Genomic DNA, 9,579 nt, shown 5'->3' with positions numbered 1-9,579 from the left:
CAGGAGGCTACTCGTCTCGCTTTGACGGGAACGGGTGCTGTAACCTTTGACACAACGGGCGCTCTTCTGCTAGACACGAGCCGTGCGTCCCTACAGGTGGCTACTCGTCTCGCTTTAACGGGAACGGACGCACGGATCGTGCGTCCCTACAGCGGTTACACGTCGGAGCTTCGCTACAGGTCTCGCTTTGACGGGAACGGGTGCTGTGTAACCTTTGATACAACGGACGCACTCCCGCTAGACACGAGCCGTGCGTCCCTACAGGTGGCTACTCGTCTCGCTTTAACGGGAACGGACGCACGGATCGTGCGTCCCTACATTTCGCTATTCGTCTCATCATCCTATTCGTCTCATCATCCTATTCGTCTCATCGGGTTACTCGTGAGATTTTCGGAGTTGAATTTACGGGTCTCAGTGTTGGCTTGCGCATCTAAAAAAAAAGTACCTTTGCGACAAGCAGCGCAGTAACATACAGACAAACAGACAAAAAGAGCTATGATGTTAGGAAGAACGAGCGGACTTCTCGCGATATTGGTTGTAGTTAGCTTGATGCTCACCCATAGCCTCAGCGGAGAGACGCTTCAAGAGAGCCTTAGCGGAAAGATGCTTCAAGAGAGCCTCAGCGGAGAGACGCTTCAAGAGAGCCTTAGCGGAAAGATGCTTCAAGAGAGCCTCAGCGGACAAACCGTCAAAGAGCAAGCTCAGCAATCACTGCGATCTCAAAACGCACAGCTCCAATCTCAGGATGCACAGCTCCAATCTCAGGATGCACAGCTCCAGTCTCCGAGCGCACAGTCCCAGACGCAGCGCACGCAGCAGGGAGAGATTTACCGCGGGCAGCTCAGAGATAGGATGACCCAGGAGCCTATCTCTATGGCGACTGTCATATTGCTTTCGGCAGATTCGACGGTGGTCTCCACGACGCTTTCGAGCGATGGGGGAACCTTCGAGCTTTCGGGAGCGGGGGCGCATTGGCTTCAGGTTAACCATCTCGCGTATCAGACCCTTCGCGTGAGCCTTGACGCTCCGCTGCCTGACGTGCTCTATATGGATCAAGCGACTGGTGAACTGGGCGAAGTGGTGGTCAAGGCGGAGCGTCCGCTTATGAAGCTCGTCGATGGAACCACTCCGAGCTACGATATTGATCAGCTCTTTGCGCATAGCTCCGTCACGACCGCTTATGAGATGCTGGGTCAGCTCCCTGGGATGTCGATGCAGGGCGATGTCCCGACGCTCGTGGGGACCAATGGGTATACCTTGGTCTTCAATGGTCAGCCCTCGAATGTTCCTCAGGATATGCTGCTGGAGCGCCTCAAGAGCATTCCCCGAGAGATGGTCGCTAGTGTGGAGATCTCCTATACTCCCATTGCCCGTTATCGGGCTAAGGGTGCTTCGATCAATGTGGTCTTCAAGGGGCAAGCTGCGGGCAGCTCTCTGGGTGGCACCTCTGGTCAGCTCTTTACCGAGTATAGCAATAAGTACTACAGCAACTACGCTGCGGGTGGTAGTGTCAACTACTCCGCTCCCAATGGCTTCTCCGTCACTGCCAATTATAGGGCTAGTCTAGGTAAAATCCGAAGCGACTTAATCTACGACATAGCCCCCTTTGGTCGCTATACCAAGGGGCTTGAGATAGAAAACAGCGGCTACACGAACTATAACAAGCACACCCTCTTTGCCGAGCTGGGGTATAAGTTCGGGCGGCATGCGCTATCCGTTGACTACTACGGGAGCTTGACCCCTCCCGAGGGTACGAACCGATACCAAGTCAACCAAAAGGAGCGTGAACCTCTAGAGTCGCTCAATAAAGGCAATGATAATACGCATCACGTCGCCATAAACTATAGGTTGGGTGGCAACTTGCTGGCGGGTCTCTTCTACACGCACTATCGGGATCACAGAGAGGTGCTCTATGGTATGGAGCAGTCTCCTCGCTCACCTTATGCTACGAGCTATACGAGCGATCAGCTCTCGCAGGTGTGGGGCGGGCATATCGACAATAGTCATAGCTGGGATGGTGGCTGGGGTCTGTCGTACGGCTCCAAGGTCTCCTACTCCAAGACGATCAATGGACAAACCTACCTTTGGCGAAATGGTCGGGAGGTGCCAAACGACGCAGTGTCAGGAACCAGTAAAGAGCTACTGGCGGACCTCTATATAGGCGGTAAAAAGCAGTTTAAGAATGGGCTAAGCCTCGGGCTAACTTTAATCGGAGACTACGCCAACTATATAGGTGCGGATGAGACCTTTCAGATTATACCGCAGGCGAGTCTCAGCTATGCACGCAATCCCAATCATGTCCTACAGGTGAATATTCAGTCCAGCAAGAGGGATCCGAGCTATTGGGAGCGTGAACCCTTCTCACGGGCGGATGATCGCTATCAGCTCTGGGAGGGTAATCCACAGATTAGGCCTTACGTGACGTACAGTGGACAGGTGAACTACATCTTCAAGCAGCGGTATGTCTTCTTCTTGAGCGGTTACTATCAGCCTCATCGCTTCGAGCAGCAGATGTACCTAGACCCCTATAGGAGTCGTATAGTCTACAAAACGTGGAACTGGCACTATGCCAGTAATGCTAGTATCGGAGCTGTCGTGCCACTGCCTCAGACCAAGTGGTGGAACGCGCGCCTGACCCTCAATGGTCAGCTTAACTCGGTCAAGCTAGAGATCCCCTACGAGCCGACCTATCAGTGCACCAAGCCTATGTACTATGTCGCCCTCTCTAATGAGTTTAGGCTCAGCCAAAAGCACAATATCACCATCGGGCTAGACGGAAGCTATCTGCATGGAGCCATACAGGGCTACTATAGTCTAGGCGATATATACAACATCGCTTGTCGTGCTAAGTGGACCAGCCAGGATAAGAAGTGGAGCCTCACCCTGCGAGGGGACGACCTCCTCAATGCGGGTGTGCCTCGGGTGCGAGTCAACTACGGCATCCATCAGGTGGACTTCCGACCCTCACGCTACAATACCCGCTTCTCAGTTCATCTGAGCTACACCTTCGGTAGCTTTGACAAGGTGCAGACGAAGGAACCCACACAGCTCTCGACCGACCGCTTCGGCATCTGATACCCTGCTCTAGCGAAATGGACACTAGGGATCCATAAGATCCCTGCATAAAAGCAAGAGGAGACGGCCACACTGGTTGGTCGTCTCCTCTCTTTACGTGGGTTAGTGTAGTCGCTTAGCGATTCTGGAGTACGATGCGATGCAACTCTCCTGAGATCTGGAGTAGGTAGATCCCTGCTGGCAGATGGCTCAAGTCCATCTCAGCCACGCCCTGCGAGTCTGACCTAGCGACTGCCGAAGCCTCGCCCCCTACATTGTATAGCGTCAGTGGCAAATGTGGCGCAACACCTGCGATGTGTAGCTCCTGAGCCGTGGGATTGGGATAAATCTGCAACTGTGTACTAGCTACGTCAGTGATGGCAGTGCTCTTCTTGAAAAAGACTTGGACCTCGGTAGCTTGCTTGACGACAAATTGCTTGCTCGTCGTGATGTCCTCGCTTCCCGCCATGATCTTGTCCAGCTCAAAGCCCGTCTGCGGGGTAGCGATGATCGTTAGCTTGAGACCTTCGGGCACCTTGGAGAGTTCCACATCTTCCTGCACCTTTGCTGTACCCCCATCGCCAGTGACGAGTGTTACTGCGTAGGCATCAACACCCTTGTAGTCATCTTGCTGGTCATCTATCACCTTCCATCTGCGCGTGATCGCAGTAGCTACATCCTCCTTTGTGGCGATGTTGTCTTCGTCATCCTTACTGTTTGTCACTAGGGTTAGCCAACCGCCATCTTTAGGTGCTGGTAGCCTATTCATCAACTGTGTCATAGCCTTCCCTCTTATCTGATTGCCAGCACAGTTGACATCATTTAGGTGGCTCAGGTTGGATAGGTCTAAAGCCGTCAACTTATTGGCAGAGCAATCTAAAAAAGCTAGTTGCTTCGTCTGAGACAGATCTAGGGAGGTGATATTATTCTCAACACAGGTAAGGTTTTTTATAGCCGTCGCATTAGAGAGATCTAGCGAGGCGATGCGATTTTTTGAACAGTCAAGGTGCTCCAGCTTTGTCATTTGAGATAAATCTAGGGTACTAAGAGCATTCTCCTGGCAGAGGAGCGTCTTAATCTGTTGAGCTGATGCGAGACCCTTGAGCTCCGTGATATTATTGTGTAAGCAGTGGAGCTCCTTTAGAGCCACACTACGAGACAAGTCTAGAGAGGTGAGCCTGTTGCGAGCGCAGTTGAGCGTTTCTAGCGAAGGCATGTGTGTGATGTCTAGCTGAGTCAGCATGGCATCTGATACGAAGAGTAGAGTGAGCTCACCTTGTATCGTCAGCGTCTGCTTAGTTAGCGTGTATTTAACAGGAGTACTAGAGCCTGACCTAGAGGGCTGCTCCTTGATGCCGTCAATAGACACCTTGTTGATGTCCTTGGCAAGGAACCCGATTTCAATCATTTCGCCCTCCTTATGAGAGGTTGTCAGCGTAATGTAAGTATCCGTCTGCTGAGCAGACAGAGTCAGTGATGACCAGAGCATCACGAGAAAGAAAGACACCCCGAGGGCGTGGAGAAAGATCTGTTGATTACTTTGCTTCATATTATAAGTTTGAGATTATAGATTTACGAGTCCACACACCGGTGAGCGTGCACGCGAGCCCGCTCACAAAGGTTACGGTTGTAGACGACCAGCGCCTGCCTCAGAGTGATAGCAGAGAGCTGAGGGTCAAACCACCCACACAAACACATGACTAGTCATTCCCGAGTGCAAAAGTACAAAAAGCTTCGAATTCTATATGCCTTGGCAGATCCCAACGTAGGGCTGACGTATGATAAAAATGAGTTCGTTTCATTTCCTACCTAGGAATTGCCCAAATTCCTCCGTAGATATTTTTGATTTGCTACCTAGGAAATGGGCAATTCTTCGGACTTATTTTTTGATTCCTCCGAAGTTTCATTTGATTCCTCCGAAGAATTTTTTATTTCCTAGGTAGGAATTGGGCAAATTCCTAGGTAGCTATTGGGCAAATTCTTAGGTAGGAATTCCATTCTTCGGGAGGAAGGCGTGATCAGAGAGGTTCCGTAGCCACTTTGTAGTGATAATCGAACGGTCTATCCCTAGCTATCGTCATGCGCCGCTCCTAGACGGCTGGTTATACTGCGTCAGCCCTGGCGTGAAGTCAGCGTTGTGAGTCGCTATCCACGAATTGTTGTATTTTTGTCCAGACACTTACTACAATCTAATCTCTGAACGTATGAAGATAGCAGTCGCAGGCATGGGCTATGTGGGACTCTCGGTGGCGGTGCTCCTGGCGCAGCACCACGAGGTGGTGGGCGTGGACGTCCTGCCCGAGCGGGTGGACCTGATCAATCAGCGTCAGTCACCGATACAGGATGACTACCTCGAGGAGTACTTGGCGACACGACAGCTTCGGCTGCGTGCTACGCTAGATGCCGAGGAGGCTTATCGAGGGGCGGACTTTGTCGTGGTGGCCACGCCGACTAACTATGACTCAGTGCAGAACTTCTTCAACACCTCTGCTGTCGAGGTGGTGGTCACTACCGTACGAGCCTGCAACCCTGCAGCGACGATTGTGATTAAGTCAACGGTGCCCGTGGGCTACACGGCTCACCTGCGCGAGTTGATGGGGTACGAGGATATACTCTTTGCGCCAGAGTTCCTTCGTGAGAGCAAGGCGCTCTACGACAACCTTTACCCTTCGCGCATTATCGTGGGTTATGACAAGCAAAGTAGCCATCAGCGAGAGCGTGCTGAGCGCTTTGCCGAGCTGATACGTGAGGGGGCCATTCGCCAAGATATGCCTGTGCTGCTGATGGGTACGACGGAGGCTGAGGCGGTCAAGCTTTTTGCCAATACTTACTTAGCGCTGCGGGTCTCCTACTTCAACGAGCTAGACACCTATGCCGAGCTCAAGGAGTTGGATAGCAAGAGCATCATTGAGGGCGTCTGCCTAGATCCTCGCATTGGCGATCATTACAACAATCCCTCCTTTGGCTATGGAGGCTACTGCCTGCCTAAGGATACGAAGCAGCTCCTTGCTAATTACGATGCTGTGCCACAAAATATCATCGGCGCGATCGTGGCGAGCAATCGTACGCGCAAGGACTTCATCGCTGATCAGGTCCTCAAGATGGCGGGCTACTATAGTTATATGGAGGAGAATCAGTACGACCCGACGCAAGAGCGTGAGTGCGTCATCGGCATCTACCGCCTGACGATGAAGAGCCACAGCGACAACTTCCGCCACTCCTCGATCCAGGGGGTGATGAAGCGCATCAAGGCAAAGGGGGCTAAGGTGATCATCTACGAGCCTACGCTGGCTCAGCATACGACCTTCTTCGGGAGCCTTGTGGAGAATGACTTAGCGACCTTTAAGGCTCGCTCTCAGGCGATTATTACGAACCGCTACCACGCTGATCTTGACGATGTCGCCGAGCGGGTCTACACACGAGACATCTTCCGCCGTGATTAGAGCGGGGGGTACACTGTTTCTTAACAGATCCTCAACATACAAGTAGTACATTTGCCTCAATACCATTGTATCGCAACTTATGGGCAAAACAACGAAACGCAAAGTGAACAAATTCCCCTACATAGATCGAGATGTAAGCTGGATGTCCTTCAATCGGCGCATCCTCCTAGAGAGTGCTCGAGAGGATGTCCCGCTGATGGAGCGACTAAACTTCCTAGGCATCTACTCAAACAATCTGGACGAGTTCTTTCGTGTGCGTGTGGCTTCGCTACGTCGTATCGCAGAGGACGAGGACTTATCAGCACCGCAACGTAAGGAGGCGGAGCGGACGCTGCGTAAGATCTACAAGCTCAATAAGGAGTACGCTGAGACCTTTGAGGAGAACTTTCAGCAGGCTCTGGATGATCTCGAAGAGGCTGGTATACGAGTGGTCAATGAGCTGGAACTGACGCCCCGACAGAAGGAGCAGGTCTTTGACTTCTACATTAGGAAACTGGGAGCGAGTACCAATCCGCTCTCGCTGCGCAAGATGGACTTTTCGGCAGATCAGATAGAGGAGTCTATCTACCTAGCTGTGCAGATGAAAGAGCTAGAGCCGGGGTGTGACAAACCACTGCGTCAGAGCGTCGGCATCATCAAGGCTCCCGTAGAGAAGTTCGGCCGATTCATCCGCATCGCTGACGACGAGGAGGGGAGGGTCTGCATCATGTTTCTCGATGATGTGATTCGCTTCAACCTTAAGTATATCTTTGCGGGCACGCGGTGCAATGACTTTGAGGCTTACACCTTCAAGTTTACCAAGGATGCGGAGATGGACATCCGTGAGGAGGATGTCGATGTAGGGGTGGTGCAGCGTGTCTCCAAGGGGCTGCGTCGTCGTCGCAAGGGCGAGATGCTCCGTGTGGTCTACGATGCCGATATGCCTGGCTCACTGCGCAATAAGATCTTTCGTAAGGCGGGACTAGACAGCAACGATGCCAAAGTGGCTGGCGGGCGCTACCACAACTTGCGTGACCTGATGGACTTCCCCAAGTGCGGTCGCCAAGACTTGTGCAATCCGCCACAGACGCCGATCCTAGGCGATGGCATCGACTTCACGGAGAGTATGATCGATCAGGTGCTGCATCAAGACCGGCACTTGCACTTCCCCTATCACAGCTTTAACCGCTTCCTGCGCCTCCTCCGTGAGGCAGCTATTAGCGATGAGGTGCGGGAGATCAAGTGTACGCTCTACCGTGTCGCTAAGGACTCGAACGTGATCAACGCCCTGATTGCTGCGGCTAAGAACGGTAAGAAGGTGACGGTCGTCGTGGAGCTACTGGCGCGCTTTGACGAGGAGAGCAACATAGCCTGGGCTAAGGAGATGATCGAGGCGGGTATCAATGTGCTCTTTGGTCCTGAGACGCTGAAGATACACAGCAAGCTGGTCCATATCACGACCCGACATGGAGATATAGCCTGCATCGGTACGGGCAATATGCACGAGGGCACAGCGCGTGTCTACACTGACGTGATGCTTATGACGGCCAATAAGAATGTAGCGAAAGAGGTGGCGGATGTCTTTAAGTACATCGAGAAGCCTTACTTGGATACTCGCTTTAAGGAGTTACTGGTTTCGCCAAATGATATGCGCCGTCGCTTTATCGCTCTGATCAATCGGGAGATCAAAAATAAGCTTGCTGGCAAGCCTGCGTACATTATGATAAAGGTGAATCACATCGTCGACCCCGCCCTCATCAAGCGTCTCTACGCCGCCTCTCAGGCGGGTGTGGACATTGATCTCTTGGTGCGTGGCAACTGTTCGCTAGTGCCGGGTGTCAAGGGAGTGAGCGAAAACATTCGCGTCTACGGCATCATAGATCGTTATCTGGAGCACTCGCGCATCTTTATCTTTTGCAATAATGACGATCCGCTCTACTTCATCGGCTCGGCCGACTGGATGCAGCGCAACCTAGATCGTCGTATCGAGGTGGTCGCTCCTGTCTACGATAAGGAGATACAGCGAGACCTGCATCACATCGTGGCATGCGGACTGCAAGATGTATCGCAGGGACACTACGTCAATAGTCACGACGGGCGTCCTCGGCGTGAGGATGCTCCGACGCCATGGTACCGCTCGCAGACTGATCTCTACGCTTACTACCTACAACAAGACATAGACACTGATACGAAGATATGAGAAAGCTTAACCTCGCCGCCATTGACATCGGCTCAAATGCCGTGCGGCTCCTCATCAAGTGCGTCAATAGTGACCTCTCCGAGCAACCGCTCAGCAAGGTGCAGCTCTTGCGTGTGCCACTCCGACTGGGCGAAGATGCTTTTATCTCTGGGCAGATATCTAAGAGGAAGCAGCGTGATATACTCTCTCTCATGAAGGTCTACAAGCATCTGATGAAGATCTACGACGTGGCTCACTACCGCGCTTGTGCTACCTCAGCGATGCGCGAGGCGAGCAATGCTCAGGAGATCGTGGACAAGGTGCTCCGTAAGACAGGCATAGAGATAGAGGTGATCTCTGGCGAGGAGGAAGCAGCTCTCGTGGCGCAAAGTAAGGTACATCGTGTCATCACGACAGATCGCAACTACCTCTTTGTGGATGTGGGCGGAGGTAGTACAGAGTTGAACCTCTATGTGGGTGGAGAGCCTGTCGCGACTCGCTCCTTTGACATCGGCACGGTGCGTATGCTGAGCGGGGTGGTGCGGGATGCAACCTTCGAGGCTTTTGACCAGTACCTCGCGGATCTGTACAGTCAGTATGGAGCTGCAACCATCGTTGGTACGGGTGGCAACATCAATCGGCTTGCTCGGCTCAATGGCACGACTGACCTTGCCAAGCCTGATACCCGCTTTATCTCTGCTGAAGCGCTACAGGAGATCTACGAGACGCTTGCGGCGCTGACAGATGAGCAGCGGATGACCCGCTTTAATCTGAAGCCCGACCGCTCCGATGTGATCGTCCCGGCGGGCGAGCTTTTCACCAGAGTTGTTGCTGCCCTGCACGCCGATCAGGTGATCGTGCCAACGATTGGCGTGGCGGACGGCATCATCGATCAGCTTTACCTGCAGGTCACAGACTAAACTT

Annotated in this window: 6 protein-coding genes; 4 read left to right on the top strand and 2 right to left on the bottom strand. The window is 52.7% G+C overall.

The genetic code is table 11. The annotated features are described in order from the left end of the window. Nucleotides 1–501: 501 nt before the first annotated feature. On the bottom strand, nt 502–666 hold the full coding sequence (locus L215_RS10355; RefSeq protein WP_238296708.1) for a hypothetical protein: 165 nt from the start codon (nt 664–666) through the stop codon (nt 502–504). Here L215_RS10355 and L215_RS0107670 point away from each other — a divergent pair. Next, a complete protein-coding gene (locus L215_RS0107670) occupies nt 658–3,075 on the top strand; it encodes an outer membrane beta-barrel protein (RefSeq protein ID WP_238296709.1) in 2,418 nt (805 codons plus the stop codon). The genes L215_RS10355 and L215_RS0107670 overlap by 9 nt on opposite strands. Before the next feature lie 115 nt (nt 3,076–3,190). Here the strand turns inward: L215_RS0107670 and L215_RS09660 are convergent, their stop codons facing one another. Next, on the bottom strand, nt 3,191–4,603 hold the full coding sequence (locus L215_RS09660) for a leucine-rich repeat domain-containing protein (RefSeq protein WP_025884374.1): 1,413 nt from the start codon (nt 4,601–4,603) through the stop codon (nt 3,191–3,193). 655 nt (nt 4,604–5,258) lie between these two features. Here L215_RS09660 and L215_RS0107660 point away from each other — a divergent pair. The 3 genes from L215_RS0107660 (at nt 5,259) to L215_RS0107650 (ending at nt 9,575) form a co-directional block, all read left to right on the top strand. Then, nucleotides 5,259–6,497, top strand: a complete 1,239-nt coding sequence (locus tag L215_RS0107660) for a nucleotide sugar dehydrogenase (protein ID WP_027451590.1) — start codon at nt 5,259–5,261, stop codon at nt 6,495–6,497. A 79-nt stretch (nt 6,498–6,576) separates the two neighbouring features. Continuing rightward, the gene (locus tag L215_RS0107655) at nt 6,577–8,676 is read left to right on the top strand and encodes an RNA degradosome polyphosphate kinase (protein ID WP_025884326.1); all 2,100 of its coding nucleotides are present in this window, start codon (nt 6,577–6,579) and stop codon (nt 8,674–8,676) included. Continuing rightward, a complete protein-coding gene (locus L215_RS0107650; RefSeq protein WP_025884324.1) occupies nt 8,673–9,575 on the top strand; it encodes a Ppx/GppA phosphatase family protein in 903 nt (300 codons plus the stop codon). The genes L215_RS0107655 and L215_RS0107650 overlap by 4 nt, the downstream gene beginning before the upstream one ends. Nucleotides 9,576–9,579 lie beyond the last annotated feature (4 nt).

The organism is Porphyromonas uenonis DSM 23387 = JCM 13868, from assembly GCF_000482365.1.
Taxonomy (GTDB): domain Bacteria; phylum Bacteroidota; class Bacteroidia; order Bacteroidales; family Porphyromonadaceae; genus Porphyromonas; species Porphyromonas uenonis.
The sequence above is the reverse complement of the archived record's forward strand: the minus strand, read 5'-3'. Positions and strand labels throughout refer to the sequence as shown.